The sequence below is a fragment of the Sphingobacterium sp. UBA6320 genome (assembly GCF_002440335.1).
GTDB lineage: Bacteria > Bacteroidota > Bacteroidia > Sphingobacteriales > Sphingobacteriaceae > Sphingobacterium.
The window spans coordinates 113,826-129,633 of the sequence record NZ_DJTA01000017.1 but is presented as its reverse complement, the minus strand read 5'-3'; the positions used below and the strand labels follow the sequence as shown (position 1 = coordinate 129,633).

General features: G+C 40.4%; 10 protein-coding genes. 8 read left to right on the top strand and 2 right to left on the bottom strand.

From position 1 onward, the window contains the following. The first annotated feature begins 97 nt into the window (after positions 1-97). Positions 98-646, top strand: a complete 549-nt coding sequence (locus tag B3P23_RS10565) for a hypothetical protein (protein WP_248753628.1) — start codon at positions 98-100, stop codon at positions 644-646. 83 nt (positions 647-729) lie between these two features. Here the strand turns inward: B3P23_RS10565 and B3P23_RS10560 are convergent, their stop codons facing one another. Further along, a complete protein-coding gene (locus B3P23_RS10560) occupies positions 730-1,152 on the bottom strand; it encodes an organic hydroperoxide resistance protein (RefSeq protein WP_293925781.1) in 423 nt (140 codons plus the stop codon). A gap of 521 nt (positions 1,153-1,673) precedes the next feature. Between B3P23_RS10560 and B3P23_RS10555 the strand changes: the two genes are divergently transcribed. From B3P23_RS10555 to B3P23_RS10540, 4 genes are read left to right on the top strand one after another with little or no spacing between them, the layout of a single operon-like run. Then, the gene (locus B3P23_RS10555; protein ID WP_293925780.1) at positions 1,674-4,316 is read left to right on the top strand and encodes a TonB-dependent receptor; all 2,643 of its coding nucleotides are present in this window, start codon (positions 1,674-1,676) and stop codon (positions 4,314-4,316) included. 6 nt (positions 4,317-4,322) lie between these two features. Beyond that, a complete protein-coding gene (locus B3P23_RS10550; protein WP_293925778.1) occupies positions 4,323-5,525 on the top strand; it encodes a DUF4876 domain-containing protein in 1,203 nt (400 codons plus the stop codon). Between the two features lie 5 nt (positions 5,526-5,530). Continuing rightward, the gene (locus B3P23_RS10545) at positions 5,531-7,093 is read left to right on the top strand and encodes a DUF6850 family outer membrane beta-barrel protein (RefSeq protein WP_293925776.1); all 1,563 of its coding nucleotides are present in this window, start codon (positions 5,531-5,533) and stop codon (positions 7,091-7,093) included. Positions 7,094-7,125: 32 nt separating this feature from the next. Beyond that, positions 7,126-9,351, top strand: a complete 2,226-nt coding sequence (locus B3P23_RS10540) for a HEAT repeat domain-containing protein (protein WP_293925774.1) — start codon at positions 7,126-7,128, stop codon at positions 9,349-9,351. 53 nt (positions 9,352-9,404) lie between these two features. On the opposite strand, the gene B3P23_RS10535 is transcribed toward B3P23_RS10540, so the two are convergent. Further along, positions 9,405-10,031 (bottom strand): hypothetical protein, encoded by a 627-nt coding sequence (locus B3P23_RS10535; RefSeq protein ID WP_094772184.1) that lies wholly within the window; start codon positions 10,029-10,031, stop codon positions 9,405-9,407. A 684-nt stretch (positions 10,032-10,715) separates the two neighbouring features. Here B3P23_RS10535 and B3P23_RS10530 point away from each other — a divergent pair. The 3 genes from B3P23_RS10530 (at position 10,716) to B3P23_RS10520 (ending at position 15,798) form a co-directional block, all read left to right on the top strand. Then, positions 10,716-11,297 carry an RNA polymerase sigma factor gene (locus tag B3P23_RS10530; protein WP_281047109.1) on the top strand — a complete coding sequence of 194 codons (582 nt, stop codon included), beginning with the start codon at positions 10,716-10,718 and terminating at the stop codon, positions 11,295-11,297. An 88-nt stretch (positions 11,298-11,385) separates the two neighbouring features. Next, positions 11,386-12,423, top strand: a complete 1,038-nt coding sequence (locus B3P23_RS10525; protein WP_293925771.1) for a FecR family protein — start codon at positions 11,386-11,388, stop codon at positions 12,421-12,423. A gap of 24 nt (positions 12,424-12,447) precedes the next feature. Then, positions 12,448-15,798 carry a SusC/RagA family TonB-linked outer membrane protein gene (locus tag B3P23_RS10520; RefSeq protein WP_293925769.1) on the top strand — a complete coding sequence of 1,117 codons (3,351 nt, stop codon included), beginning with the start codon at positions 12,448-12,450 and terminating at the stop codon, positions 15,796-15,798. The last annotated feature ends 10 nt before the right edge of the window (positions 15,799-15,808 follow it).

Genomic DNA, 15,808 nt, shown 5'->3' with positions numbered 1-15,808 from the left:
CTATAGCGTGCCTATGGCTCAATTTTTGATTTCATTGGCAGACAATCCTGTTTTTACATCAAACAGATCATTTTATTAAGAAACTAAAAAAAATTACATGAAAAGCACCTTTAAATCGTTATTTGCTCCATTATGCATCCTCCTCTTGACATCAGTCATGTTCTTACAATCCTGTTCCGAACCTGCAGATAAATTTTTTGGTGTCGCGATTTTAAATACCAATATGATTACAGATTTTGGCACACCTGCATTTACCAAACAGCTCCATGACCATAGCGTAGAATATCCCGATATTCCTTCCAGTAAAAAAAATGGCAATGAAGCAGCAGAGGTGGTCAAAAACAAAGTGCTGTACCTAGAGAAAGTGTTGAAAGATCTTGAGGCATTATCGGCCAATGATGATGGCAGAAAAGAGATTAAAGAGCAAGCCATAGCACTATATGAATTTGTCTTGCCAGTATATAAAAACGAATATACCGCTTATGCAAAACTGTGTGATGCCCATGCGCCACAGGAACAGAAAGAAGAGATTTCGACAGCTATCGAGCAAAAATACAGTGCCGAGTTTGAGAAAAGAATCACTTCTTTATTAGCATTAGGTAAAGAATTTGCAACAGAAAACAACCTCAATGTCAACTGGGACTAGTCGCTCGTTGATGATATAACATAGAAATGCCCGCTCTAGAGCGGGCATTTCTATGTCATGAAGGATCCTAGGGTTGATGCCGACTATTGGTTGGAGACGTGGATTTCAACGTCCATATTTCCACGCGTCGCATTTGAATACGGACAGATCTGGTGTGCCTTTTCTGTCAAAGCTTGTGCCTCTTCCAAACTCACCCCCGGGATATTGGCGTGCAATGCTGCAGCCAAACCAAAACCACCATTTTCTGCCTGGCCGATGCTTACTTTTGCCGTTACCGAAGTTTCACCGGTTTGTACTTTGGCCTGTTTGATGACCAGATTTAGTGCACTGTCAAAACAGGCTGCATAGCCCGCCGCAAAAAGCATTTCAGGATTAGCATAATCATCGTTAGCTCCTCCCAGTGCCTTTGGCATACGCACTTCCAGATCCAAGATATTGTTTTCGCTTTTTACTTGACCATTTCTACCGCCAGTAGCTTGGACTCCAATTGTATACAATGTTTTCATCTTTATTTATTTTTTAGTTTTTACTTTTTTATGCCAATACACAGCAAACCAGATTTTCAACGATAGCCTCTGCTTTATGCTCGATCACCTGGACGATCTAGTTCACATCTGATTGCTTAAAACAAATGTACACTATTTTATATTGTGCACAATATAGTTTATAGCAATACAATTGGTTTTTACTTCAGCCTGACAAATCGGAGGGGTTTTAAAAAAGAGCTTTTGAGGTATTCTTGTCAATCGTCAGAGAAATGTAAAGCCGACATATAAATGACAAATCTTTTTATTTAGACAGATTATAAATAAAAAGATTTTACCTATCTTTGCTGGCACATCACCTATAATCTGCACTAACATGCACAATATTAACTTATCCTGAACTACGAGTACAATGAGAAAACCTATCCTTTTCTTTGCGCTTTTATCTTTGCAAACCACGCTTATTGATGATTCAATGGCCCAACAGTCCGCATCAATAGCAACAAAGCTATCGCCGCAACAACAAAAATCTCACAGGAACTGTGAGACGAAACAGCAATAAAGATCCTCTAGACGGAGCCACCGTTCAAATTTTAGAACTGGGTTTATACAGTAAAACCGATGCATCGGGCACATTCACTTTCTCTAAAATCCCAAAAGGTACTTATACCGTAGTCGTACAATATCTCGGTATGCTGGAAGAACAGCAAAAAATTAGTTTTCCAACCGGTGAGCTTCAGTTTCTGTTGACAGAAAACAGCATTACCCTAAAAGATGTTGTTGTCGTTGGAAAAGAGCAGCGCAGAGATGGCGCTACTTCAACCGTGATCTCCCGAAAGGCTATCGAGCATATGCAGGCAACACATTTGGGCGAGATCTTACAGCTGTTACCGGGAGCTATAGTTTCCAATCCGAGCTTCACAAATCCCAATAAGACGAGTATTCGCCAATATTCAGGCGATGCCGCTTCTCCCGGCGACAATATGAGTTCCATGGGTACATCGGTCATTGTCAACGGTGCTCCGCAGTCTAACAATGCCAACCTGCAGTCCATGAACACGGTCACTTCGGGTGTACTTGCTGGTTTTTCTACATCCAGTGGTATGGGTACGGACATGCGCCAGCTTTCGGCAGACAACATTGAATCGGTAGAAGTCATACGTGGTATTCCGTCTGTTGAATACGGCGATCTGACCTCTGGAGCTATACTTGTCAGTACCAAAGCCGGTGTAGAACCCTTACAGGTAAAAGCCAGACTCAATCCCAAACTCACGCAGTTCTGGGCCGGTCAAGGTTTTAGCTTAGGAAAAGATAAAGGCAATTTATTTGTCGATCTGGATTTTACAAAGGCCTACGACAACCAGATAACTGCTTATTCTGCTTACGAACGCATGACCGGGTCCATGCAGTATACCAATACCTTTGGAAAAGAACGTCCGCTATATTCCAATACAACATTCTCCTTCGGTATGAATTTGGATGACAACAAAGTAGATCCAGATTACCAGGCAGAACAGATCATCAATAAGGCACAGAACTATGCTTACCAATTTTCAACCAATGGTAAATGGAAATTAAATAAGCAGTTTGCCCGCAATCTGAATTATACCCTATCGGGTAACTACAGTTTACAAAAAGGATATCAGCAGCGCTTGAACACCCTCAGTGTGTCCGCTAATAGTACGGCAACCGAAAATGTAACGCAGCAAGTCCCTTATCTACCGGCAACATTCCTCAATCAGTTATGGATCGAAGGCAAGCCTCTCAACATCTTTGCCAAGCTGTCCGATGATTTTTACCTGAAAACAGGTGAAGGTACACACCGTTTTCTTCTTGGAGCAGACTATCGCCTAGATGCCAATTTTGGCTCTGGTCGAACAGTGGACCCAAACAATCCTTACCGAACAGCCGATCCATTAGGATTTAGACCCCGTTCTTACAAAGATATCCCTTCCTTAAATCAATTCGGAGTATATCTGGAAGATCGCTATTCCATGCAGATTTTTGATCGTGACCTACATATACAGGCAGGAGTACGTTGGGACCAGATACAGCCTTTCGGAAGTTTCTCACAATCCGTATTGGCTCCAAGAATCAATGCTTCGTATGAATTCATCAAAGACTTTACCATTCGCGGTGGATATGGTATGACTGCAAAATCGCCAACCCTCCTCTACCTTTATCCAGATCGCGCTTACTATGACGCCTTCAGCTTAAATCATTATAAGGAAAATCCTGCAGAGGCAATGGCCATCATCAGCACACGGGTTTTTGATACCGCAAATCCAGACTTGAAGATTGCAAAAGCCACAAAAAAAGAATTAGGACTGGATTATACGCGCGGTAAAAAACGATTTTCAGTGACGGGCTACTACGAAGAGACCAAGAACGGTTATGAGATGAATACCAACCTCAATAGTGTTAAATTTTTCTCCATTCCAACGTATACTGTCGTCGAGTCGCCCGTAGGTCAGCCTCCTGTGCTTAGCACCGATGTTGGTGAAAGCGTCATTGTTTCAACATTCAACGCCCCGAGCAATGATCGTAATATCCTCAATAAAGGAATCGAGTTTGATTTTGATTTTGGCCGATTCGACAATATCCGTACTTCATTTGTTTTAAATGGGGCATACCTGTCCACGAAATTAACGACCGCTAATCCGTACATCCTACTGCAAAATGCGCCTAATATGCCCCTCAAGAGAATTGGTGTATTTGAAGCAAGAGGTGTGCAGCAAGAGCGATTTGTCACCACTTTAAGGGCGATACATAACATCCCAGAATTTAGATTTATCATTACCGCCACCGCACAGACCATCTGGAAAGATAAACATCAATATCTCCATTATTCCAGCATACCTGTTGGTTACATTCCCGTAGGTGCTGCCGGCAGTTCTCCTCAGATCACTTATTTTACAGAAGCCGAACGCCAATCCATCTCAGAAGCAGATCGCGATATTTACCTCAGTTTAAATGATGGTTATTTCAAAGCCGAAAGCTGGAAACCACTATGGCTCTTCAATCTCAAGATGACAAAAGAATTTGCTAATAATATGGGCTTTTCATTCTACGCCAACAATGTATTCAACCATCGTCCATTACAAGCGAGCACGCGATATCCACAAGAATATTCGAAACGTAATATCAGCATGTTCTATGGAACAGAAATAACGATTAAATTCTAAACTGACATGAAAAACACTCATATACTGATCCTAAGCGGGCTCCTATTCTTGCTGACTTCCTGTCGTAAAGACTATTACAGCTACGAGACATTGGACTATAATTTTACCGTACATTATCCCGACAATTACAGTACAAAGCTGGCAAGCGAGGTCAAAGTCACACTTAAGAATACCATTACTGGCGCCAGTGAAGAATACATATCCGATAGTGAAGGACGTATCCGTATTACGGATATCACCCCCGGTATCTATACGGTCACTGCTTCCAAAACCATCAACCCTGCAGAAGCAGAACAACTGGTAGGTATTGCCGAAGAAATCTTCTGCAATGGCAACATCCCGACCCTTCGGATCACCGAAGCGGCAACCAGTACGATCCAATTAACGGGAAGTATAGCGGGTGGATTTGTGATCAAGGAATTCTACTATACCGGATCAAAAACTCCCGCAGGGACCAACTATCTCTATGATGGCTTCATCGAAATATACAACAATAGCACAGCGTTGCTATATGCCGATAGTCTGGTGGTAGGAAATACGAAAACATCTGCCAATTCAGTCTATGGATTCTATCCCGACAAAAACTATGTTTACCTCGCACAAGCTTGGATGGTTCCTGGCTCAGGTCAAGATTATCCAGTAGAGCCTGGAGCATCTATTGTCATTGCGGTAACAGCACTCAATCACAAAACAGATCCAAACGGCAACCCCAATTCCCCTACCGACCTTGGAAAAGGTATGGCTGACTTTGAGACCTACTTCAATCCTACCGGTACTAATATTCGGGATACCGACAACCCCGATGTCCCAAACATGATCCATCAATATTATAACACCACTGCTGGATTTGACTGGAATATTGGTATAAACGGAGCAGGATTAGTTCTATTCAGAGATGCTGCAGTAGCTGATTTTCCCTCGATGACAGAGCCTAATGTCAGTGGCACAACACGTTTTCTGCAAGTACCCGTCAGCGCCGTGCTCGATGCCGTAGATTGTGTCGGCAATTCAACCATTACGATGGACAAGAAAAGATTGCCCGAAACGGTAGATGCAGGACTGACTTACGTCGGAGTGGCTAATTCCGGCAGATCGGTGATCCGGAAAGTCAAAAGTACGATCGGACAGCGGGCTGTACTGATGGATACCAACAATTCATCCGAAGATTTTGAAGTAAACAACAATCCAACACCAAGAAAAATTAAATAGTAGTCATGAAAAAGAACCTATTTGCCAGCATATATCTGATACTCGGTCTTGGTCATGTTGCTACGGCACAAACAGTACCAACATACGATTATTTTAAAATCAAAGAACCCCTACTCAAAAGTTCCAATGCGGCACTATTACGCTATATGACCCTTCCATTAGAGGGAGAAAATGAAATTGGCGCGTACTATAAAGGTGGAGACTTGCGTTCGCCCTACAGCTCAAAGTCAACCCAGGGAGTCAATTTTTCGTCAGCCCGCTATCAGCGTCTTAACGACTGGACCTTCTATGGTCATTTCAATTTTCAATCCAGCAAAGATAAAGAAGTAGGACTCACGGCACATACTGATCCCTACCGTGACAACCCTTATCAACTGATCGATTCGCTATCTGCCGATTGGAAGAAACAAAAATATGGCTTACAGCTTCAGGTCGCCACGCCGACTTTTGCACATGATCGGATGAATGCGGGTATCCGTATTCAATACGATATGCAGACCGGAGCTCGGCAGAAAGATCCACGGCCACTTGACAATACCAGCAACCTCAGCCTGTCGCCCAGCATCACCTATAAACTTGATGATCAAAATATCGTTGGGCTTACAGGACATTACCTTTTCTATAAAGAGGATCTCAGTATAGAAACGGTTGGAAAAAACCGTCAGTTTAATTTATACCGCTTATTAGGAGCCGGTGAGTACCAAAATAGTGCGCCCTATATCTTAACGGTAGGTTATAATCGCACCTATGAAGGCCGCACATGGGGCGGAGCAGTGGATTACGTTCATGGCAGTGCCGGAAAACAATGGACGATCAACTTTGACTACCGCAATGGATACGAGGACGTCACAGATGGGAGCATCTACTTACAGCAAGCAGGAAAACACGCTTTTAAACAATATCAGGCATCTTCTTTTTTAGATTGGAAAATAAATAGAACTTCCCATCAGATCGGGGTAACCTGGACATTAAAAGACATGGACAATACGGAATATCATCAAATACAAAACCCCGACACGAAACAGTATGAGACCGTATACTCCAGTATCATGAGCACCATGCTAAGAAACAATACCCGTCTCTCCTATTTATTGAGTAAAGAAAGAAAAGATGGACAGGTAGATTGGTGGTTAACAGGTACTGCCACTTATCATAGTCTCGATAATCGGTATGCCAACCCAAAGAACAAACAGCTGATCGATAAAATCAATCTGGATCTGAGCTTTGATAAACGCTATCCATTGTCAAACAAAAGAGCCCTGTCCCTGCAGCTTAAATCTGCCTATGACTTTCTTGTTCATGATGACATTTTGTACACCGACAAATCCTACTCCAGTAATTTTGTTGCCCATGAAGTATTTCTTCCCATGCACGATTACAACAAGGTCAATACCTGGACAAATGAAGCCCAAATCAAGTACCAGTTGAAACCCTTTGGAAAAAGAGAAAATCAGCTTTATATAAAAGCTACCGGACTGATCAGCAGCGCAATGAATAACAGCGGTATGATTCAAAAAGGAGACAACCGATACCTGACACAATTATCAATTGGCATTAATACATTTTAACTTACACTCAAAATAGATCTGTAAAAATAGACATGATGAATACCATTAAAATAAAAAAAGCAGTCTTACTGCTCAGTTCTTTCGCTGCCGTCGCCTATAGCTACGGCCAGGAATTGATCCGTCCATCTGTACAATCAAAAACAAGCTTTGCAATTGTTATTGACAGCAAAACTTTTGAAAGTGCACGTGCTGAAGTTATGGCTTATCGCCAATCCATCGAAAAAGATGGATTAGGTACCTACATCATAGCACATAACTGGGACAAACCCGAGCAGATCCGCGAGCAGCTTCAGCAGCTCTATAAAGGTAAGCAACCGCTTGAAGGAACAGTCCTAATTGGCGATATTCCCATCGTCATGATCCGTGATGCGCAGTACCTGACATCTGCTTTCAAGATGAATCAAAAAATAAGATGGGATAAATCATCCGTGCCGTCCGACCGATACTACGATGATTTTGATCTCCAGCTGGATTTCGTAAAACAAGATACAGCAAAAGGACGTACCCACTATTATTACTACAGTCTCAATGGTACATCGCCACAATACATCGAGATGGACATCTACTCTGCCCGTATCAAACCACCTGTTGAAAAAGGTGAAGATGCCACGCAAAAGATCAAGTCTTACCTCCATAAATTGGTAACATTGCGTGAAGAGAACAACCCGCTTAATGATATGGTAGCCTCTACCGGTCATGGCTATAACTCCAATTCGATGAACTCATTTGCAGGTGATGTACTGGCGCTGAAATCACAATTTCCAGATCTGTACAAACCCGGAAATTCCATCAAGTTTTTGAATTTCAGAAACGCTGACTTTATGAAATACAATTTACTCCGCGAATTAAAACGTGAAGGACTTGATTTCGCATTTATGACCGGACATGGAACAGCAACACTGCAATTGATCAATGGCTATCCATTGGCATCCAATCCACAGCCTTCTATGGAAAACGTTGGACGCTATTTACGTTCTAAAATTAGAGCTGCAAAAGAAGATGGAAGAGATGTCGAACAAGTAAAAGAAAGTTTTAAGACCTCATTGGGAGTTTCAGATAAATGGATGACCAATGCCTTTGAAAAAGCGGTAATGGATTCAGACTCGGTTTTCAATGACAACCTGGACGTTCAAATATGGGATGTCAAAGATGCCGATATACAAGCACGATTGGTATACCTCAATTCGTGTTTGACCGGTTCTTTCCACCTGGACAATTACTTAGCGGGCTATTACCCCTTCTCGGACAATAAAAATGTTGCTGCCATTGCCAATAGTATTGGCGTACTGCAAGATTTGTGGCCAGCAGAGCTGATGGGTACTTTGCAACATGGAGTCCGTGTAGGCAACTGGTTCAAACACATTGCTTATCTCGAGACCCATATCCTCGGCGACCCTACTTTTCATTTTACAAGTAAAAGAAGCCAAGAGCTCAATCATGCGATCGTTAGCGGAGGAAAAACGGCATACTGGAAAAATTTATTGAAAGAAAATGATGCCGACCTCCAGTCATTAGCTCTTGTTTATCTACAAAAACAGTTGCCCGAATCTGAGGTGGCGCAGATCTTAAAAAACACCTACTTTAACTCACCTTTCGAAACGACACGAATGCAAGCTTTTGCATTGCTTAGAAACTTTGAAAACGAGCCATATTTTGAAGTATTACATGCTGCAAAAAATGATTCTTACGAATTTATCAGACGTAGAGCTGTCTATGATTTAGGAGAATTTGGTGGCGATGATTTTGCAAAAGATCTGATTGCATTCTACGTTAGTGACCCGCATTCCGAACGTATAAACTATCGATTGAGAACAAACATGACATTTTTCAATCCCGAATTGCTGAAAAAAGAAATTGAAAATCAAGTGCGTCAAAATAAGAGCATCTATAATGCAGCCAACTTAAGTGATCAGCTTTTGAAAGATATTGATTATAACAGCACCAAGGTAGAGAAAATGAAAGCCAACATACTCGACAAAAAACAGTCCGAGAAAGAACGTATTGGCGAGATCACCACATTACGACTTTACCGTTTCCATCGTTTAGTACCCACGGTGCTCACGCTGATTGCAGATCCAACTGAATCCGAAACGATCCGCATCACAGCATTAGAAGCAATGAGCTGGTTTCCCCTTTCATATCAAAGAGAAGCCATCTTCACTACTTGCGATCAGCTCCTGAAGGACGATAAAGTTCCTCAAGCAGTAAAAGATCAAGCACTCAAGACTAAACATGTCATGAAAAAAGAAAAGATGTAACATAAAAAAAAGAGCAGCCTTTTGTCAGGCTGCTCTTTTTTATGATCAAAAATTTATTTTGCAGGTCCGTGCGAATGGCCCATATCTGCGGGATTAATCATAATGTGTGCTTTGTAACTACCCTCATCCATCAACCATGGAATACCCGGAACAGTTGGTTTACTTGCCATACCTAGATCTGCAGCTTTCGCAAAAGGAACATACAGCACATAACGGCGTTTTGCATCGGCCATCTCTCCCGTTTCTTTATTAAGCTGTTCCAAAGAACCCCAATAAGCGTATAGCATCGTCGGCTGTTGTGGTATGATCAATTTACCAGCTTTAAATTCCTGTTCGCGAATATCATCGCGCTCTCTACGTTTTCCTTCCGCGATCAATGCTCTACCTCTAGCCATAAATGGTTCCAAACTTTTTGGATACGCATACGCGTATAGCATCGGAAGTTTATAATCTGGCGCTAAGCAGATATAATCATTGGTACCCGGTCTTAAAACAACAAACTTTCCTTCACTATCATAACCATATACTTGAGCCCCTTCTCTAAACTCGGTAGGTGCAGCCTGTACTGCTATCTTAATTTGAACTTCTGCAGGCAGTACTTCTCTTTTTGCTTTTTGTTGTGCCATGCTAAGACTTCCGCTACCAAGCGCTAACAACAATAGAACGATAATTTTCTTCATTTTTGTTTTGATATTTATGTAGATTGATTCTAAACAAAGATAAGATTTTCTGCATGAAATCAGCGCTTATACCGGTTATAATTTATCGTTTTTTTCATTTTTTTGAAATGATTTTAAGCAACCAACGCCTCCTAAATTAAATCGAATATAAATACTCTCTTTACTGACGTGAACACATTTCACTACATTTTTGGTTATCCACATAATCCTCATGATCTGTAATTTAAAGACATTATATGTTGTACTTTTCAAATACCTATTGGACTCGATTCCACAAATCAAATAAGAAGTTGCGATCTTAAATTATAAAACGATAATAAATATTGAAAAAACGGAAGTGTGCAATAAAAAATTCAGTATATCCATACTGCAAAATTTAAATACAATAATATATTCGAAAGTAAGAAGTAAAGACATTTTCTTCAAAAATAAACGTTAACTTCGATAATAAACCAATTGATTATTAACACTATGAATATAATTCTTATTTAAGAAACCACGAGTAGCTCTATCCATTCAAATATTGATACCACTACCGACTTCATACGTATTCTAACAATAGTGATAGTTATGAAATTGGCAATAAAGTTGCTAAAAGCTATAAATATTACTATAATTGTAACAGAATACAATATTACTTAAAAATTTGGAAACCAAAACCAATTGGTGCATACAAATATTATAATGAAAAACGAACATATAGGGCATAGTAAGGAGAGTTTGCTGGAGCGTCTAAAACTTGGCGATCTGGAGGCTTTCAACATGATCTATGAGCAATACTGGTCTCTTCTAATCAATGAGTCCTATAAACGACTTCATAATATGGCTCTTTGTGAAGAAGTGGTACAAGATGTATTTATAGACCTTTGGCAACAGAGAGCGGTGAGAGAAATCCAGAACCTTGAGGCCTATCTGCGGACCTGTATGAAATTTAAAGTCTTTGAAATTTACAGGAAAAATAGGAGAACAAAATCAATGCTCGAAGAAAATCTATCGTTAATGCAGCAACACGAGATTTCCGAATATGATCAATATGCACAAAAAGATTTAAAATCTCTAATAGAAGATTGGATTGCCCATCTGCCACAGAAAAGAAAAGAAATCTTTAAAATGAGATATCTCGATGAACTTTCTACCAAAGAAATAAGCGAAATGACTCAAAGTTCACAAAATACCATACAAAACCATTTAGGTATCTCCATTGCTAAACTAAGAAAATTGATTATTCAACATTTTTTGCTCTTTATACTTACTTTATTTCACTGATTTCAAATAAGTTGCAAATAAATTACTTTGAGACTAGTACGATCTTCCTGTTTAAGTACACTGTATATATATACTGTACTAATCAAAAATGGAACATCATAACCCAAGGCTTCAAAATCTTATAGATAAATACCTAAAAGGTAAATGCAATGAAGAGGAATCAGAAATTGTTGAAAATTTTTTTGAAAGTTTTTCATCACGCCCAGATATCTTGGATCAACTTGATCCTGAAAAACAACATGAAATAAAAAGAAGGATCCAGGAAAATGTCTTAAACAGAATTTCACCAACACCTGTCCGAAAAATCAGTATGATTAAACTTACTGTTGCCGCGACTGTAGCACTTTTCTGTATTTCAATTGCATATCAATATCTGTATAAAAACAGTAGCTTAAAAAATATAGAAATCAACTTAGCAAACGGACAACAGCGCCATATTACGCTAGAAGATGGAACAAAAATTACACTCAATGCATCCAGTAGAATTATTTATCCTAATTCTTTTAAAGACTCTTCTAAACGTGAAGTGATTTTAATCGGTGAAGCATTTTTCGATGTCGCTAAAAATCCTAAAAAACCTTTTATCATCCACACCCCAAGAATGGAAATCAGTGTCTTGGGAACTGCTTTTAATGTTCGTGACTATGAAAATGAAAGAAATGCAGAGACTGCTTTAATACGGGGGAAAGTTTCGATATGGAAAACTGGCCATACGGATAAAAAATTTATCTTGAACCCGAATGAAAAGTTTGTTCTATCTAATGCGGATATCCATAACGCGGATATCCATAACCATGTACAATCCACCAAGCCAAAAGTTGTCTCTCTGCAATATGCCACAGTTGCAGTCCAGCCTTTAGTTCTCTCAAATCAAGACGGTACTGCACTCGAAACAGAATGGATGCTAAAACGGATGACCATCCGTGATGAAAGATTGGCAGATATTGTACTCAAACTGGAACGTATGTATGGTGTGGAAATACAGATCTTAAGTAGCAAAATTGCTATACAACGCTTCTCTGCGACATTTGAAAATGAAGATCTAGACAATATATTAAAAGCACTGCAGACTGTTAATTACTTCCAGATCAAAAAGACGGGTAAAAATCAAATACAGCTATTTTAAAACAAACTAACCTACATAACTCATATGAACAAAACAGTACCCAAATTTAAAAAAGAATCCAGATTGGCACTGCTTCTGGTTTGTCTCAGCACTGTGCATGTGCAGAGTTTTGCCTATTCACAAACTGAAAAAATTGATGTATCCATAAAGGCCGGCAAGCTGGAAGACGTATTTCAGACCATCAATGAAAACAGTAAATACAAAATGTTCTTCAGTAAGGCTATACTTCCCAATTCAACAATAAATATTATAGCTGACAAAATTAGTATTAAAGATGTACTATCAAAATCTCTTTCAGGAAGTAATCTGACCTGGGAATTGCTGGATAATAATATCATAGCTATAAAAGAAAAGAAACAAAGTCAACCACATTTGGCCGGACAAGTACTTAATGAAAATGGCTCTCCGTTAGCAGGTGTGTCCGTGATCATAAAAGACTGGCAAAAAGAGGCATACCGAAATATACAGACAAGTACAGCTACTGATGTGAATGGACAGTGGGGATTGAGGATACCCAATGAAGATATAACCATCATATTTTCTTTCATGGGATATCAGAAGGTGGAGGTTTCGGCCAAGCAGCTTCTTGCAAACGCTACTCCTATCCGATTGAAGCCTGCAGAAGGCAGTTTAGAAGAAGTTGTCGTGATCGGATATGGAACGACAACACGTCGATTAAATACAGGGTCCGTAGCTTCGATCACAGCTAAAGATATTGCATCTCAACCTGTAAGCAATCCACTAGCAGCATTAGCCGGTAGAATGTCAGGTGTCTTGATTGCCCAAAATAACGGTGTGCCAGGAAGTGCGGTACAGATACAGATCAGAAACCAGGCTTCATTAAGCGGAACGACCTCAGGATCTATTCCCTTGTACGTTATTGATGGGGTGCCTTTCACTAATTTTAACGGTGGTCAACCTGCGACCGACAATCTAAACTCTTTTGGCATTTCTGGATCTTCTGGTGGTCTGAGTCCGTTTAGTATGATTAATCCTTCTGACATAGAACGTATAGATGTACTCAAGGATGCCGATGCTACAGCAATTTATGGTAGCCGCGGCGCCAATGGTGTGGTATTGATCACGACAAAGAAAGGATCATCAGGACGTACGCGCATCGGTGTTAATTTTAACAGCGGATTTACGGAAGTGAATCGATTTATCCCGATGATGAATCTGGAAGAATATCTATCCTTGAGAAAGGAAGCTTTTGCTAATGATGGTACGGTACCAACGGCAACAAATGCTCCAGACCTATTGTTATGGGACCAGAATAAATCGACAGACTGGCAAAAAATGCTGATCGGCAATAAAGGCCATATTACGGATATGCAAGCGAATATGTCGGGCGGAAATGAGTCTACACGCTTTTTCTTTAACTCCGGATACAGACGCGAAAGCACAGTATTCTATGGAGATAGCAAAAATAGCAGGTTTACCTCTCGTCTTAACCTGGATCATACGTCTGCAGACAAGAAGTTTAATGCGGCACTATCTGTCAGTTACGCCAATGACAATTCGGATATGCCCTCTGCGGATATTACTTCGATGTATAACCTGCCTCCTAACTACCCTATCTATGACGACAATGGAAGATTTTATTGGCTACCCTCATCAGCAGGGATCAACAATCCTATTGCTATGCTCAACAGAAAATATATAGGAACGACTAACAACCTCATTTCAAATGCAAACCTGAGCTATAAGATTATCCCCGGGCTGACCGTTAAAACAAATTTTGGGTACACCATAACACAGCTCAACCAAAATAACCAGACACCGATTTCATCCTTAAATAATACCCTCACGAATCCATTGGGCTCATCGGCTTTTTCCAATACAAAAGCGGAGAACTGGATTATCGAACCCACACTGGATTACGTCAAAAATATAGGTCAAGGCAAACTAACAGCATTAATCGGTACGAGTTTCCAGCAGAATTCCTCCCGCTCACAGACAACTAATGGATCTAATTATAGCAATGATGCACTTTTAGGATCGCTCAGTGCGGCAGGAACATTCACCGCGAACAACAATCTTGTTTATTACAAATACAATGCAGTATTTGGAAAAGTGAATTATGACTGGAATGAGAAATACTTATTTAACGGAACATTTAGAAGAGATGGTTCTTCACGTTTTGGTCCAAAAAACAGGTTTGGAAATTTCGGCGCGATAGGCCTTGGCTGGGTATTTGGCAAAGAAGATTTTGTGCAGGACAAGCTGCCGTTCCTCAGTTTCGGTAAACTGAGAGCAAGTTATGGTACGACCGGGAATGATCAGATATCAAACTATATGTATCTGCCGCTTTACTCCTCTGCTACAGCTTATCTAAATAATCCCTCGATGAACATTGGGACACTGCCTAATGAATATATCAAATGGGAAACAACCAAAAAGATGGAATTTGCCCTTGACCTTGGTTTCTTGAGAGACCGTATTTTGTTCACAGGTAACTATTTTAGAAACCGCTCAGGCGACCAGATTACAGACGTTATCCTAAGTACTCAAGTGGGCTATAATAGTTATAAGGCCAATCTTCCTGCACTGATTCAAAATACGGGACTGGAACTGGAATTGAATACCACCAATATTGCTACGGAAAATTTCACATGGAAAACATCGACCAACTTCACATTCTATAAAAATAAATTAGTGGAATTTCCAGGAATTGAAAATACATTCTATGCGAGCAGTTTTCTCGTTGGAGAACCGCTCAATCTGATCCGTCTTTATCATTATCAGGGGGTAGATGAAGCAACTGGCAGCGCTACTTATGAAGACCGCAATGGTGATGGCGTTATCAATGGAGACGACCGCTATGTTGCTGACTTAGGAACACCATTTTATGGAGGATTTAACAATACGTTTTCATACAAAGGATTTGAGCTGGGTGTATTTTTCCAGTTTAACCATCGATTTGGAGTGACCAAAATTTTAAATACAAGACCTGGAGCAATGGTTAACCAGAATGAATACTGGCTTGGAAGATGGTCTCCAACAAATCCGAATACAGATATTCCTGGAGCGATCACACCGTCATCACCAACTTCTACGCCTGCAGGAACTGCTTTAAACAATTCATACAATCTATACAGTAGCTCTGATGCTGTCTACGGGGATGCATCTTATATTAAATTGAGATCTATAAACCTTTCCTACAGCCTGCCCAAAAGCTGGACTTCGCGATTGAAAATGTCCAATTGCAATGTCTTTATGCAGGGCCAGAATCTGTTTACCTGGGCAAAGAACAAGTATATACTGGATACGGAAACTACCGTCCAGGGCGGTCCCTCTGGTTTAGGCACGGGCACTATCGCACAAGTGCTACCTCCATTGCGCACAATTGTCTTTGGATTTAACTGTCAATTTTAAAACGTACAAC

Bases quoted from the DNA above. Each gene is read 5' to 3' on its own strand.
- B3P23_RS10565 (WP_248753628.1), top strand. From the start codon at position 98: ATGAAAAGCACCTTTAAATCGTTATTTGCTCCATTATGCATCCTCCTC.
- B3P23_RS10560 (WP_293925781.1), bottom strand. From the start codon at position 1,152: ATGAAAACATTGTATACAATTGGAGTCCAAGCTACTGGCGGTAGAAAT.
- B3P23_RS10550 (WP_293925778.1), top strand. From the start codon at position 4,323: ATGAAAAACACTCATATACTGATCCTAAGCGGGCTCCTATTCTTGCTG.
- B3P23_RS10545 (WP_293925776.1), top strand. From the start codon at position 5,531: ATGAAAAAGAACCTATTTGCCAGCATATATCTGATACTCGGTCTTGGT.
- B3P23_RS10540 (WP_293925774.1), top strand. From the start codon at position 7,126: ATGATGAATACCATTAAAATAAAAAAAGCAGTCTTACTGCTCAGTTCT.
- B3P23_RS10535 (WP_094772184.1), bottom strand. From the start codon at position 10,031: ATGAAGAAAATTATCGTTCTATTGTTGTTAGCGCTTGGTAGCGGAAGT.
- B3P23_RS10530 (WP_281047109.1), top strand. From the start codon at position 10,716: ATGAAAAACGAACATATAGGGCATAGTAAGGAGAGTTTGCTGGAGCGT.
- B3P23_RS10525 (WP_293925771.1), top strand. From the start codon at position 11,386: ATGGAACATCATAACCCAAGGCTTCAAAATCTTATAGATAAATACCTA.
- B3P23_RS10520 (WP_293925769.1), top strand. From the start codon at position 12,448: ATGAACAAAACAGTACCCAAATTTAAAAAAGAATCCAGATTGGCACTG.